Below are 258 nucleotides of genomic sequence, written 5' to 3'. Positions count from 1 at the left end.
GTATCACCTGGGGCCGCAGGCTTTTCCCACCTGGCCGGTGGCGGACACCGTGCCCTACTTCACCCACGCGCTGTTTGAAGAGGTCCTGCTGGCCGAACCGAATCTGGCGGCTGAAAACCGCCTGTGGTTAAGCCGCCACCGCCACAAACTGCTGACCTTCTCCACCGTGGGCGCCGGGGTGGCGCTGGCCCTGTGGACCGGCTGGCACGCCGCCTATCAGAAGAACTACCGGGCCGGCGACGAGGTCCTGGCGCAGGC

At 67.4% G+C, this 258-nt stretch carries 1 protein-coding gene; it reads left to right on the top strand.

All coding sequences use genetic code 11. The features are described from left to right. Nucleotides 1-258, top strand: a 258-nt coding sequence (locus tag ACGF49_RS25245; RefSeq protein WP_387493549.1) for a type VI secretion protein IcmF/TssM N-terminal domain-containing protein, incomplete at both ends; no start/stop codon positions are given.

Origin of the sequence: Photorhabdus sp. RM96S (assembly GCF_042879335.1) — a bacterium.
Taxonomy (GTDB): Bacteria; Pseudomonadota; Gammaproteobacteria; order Enterobacterales; family Enterobacteriaceae; genus Photorhabdus; species Photorhabdus kayaii.
Note: the sequence above shows the minus strand (reverse complement) of the source record. Positions and strands in the feature narration are given on the sequence as shown.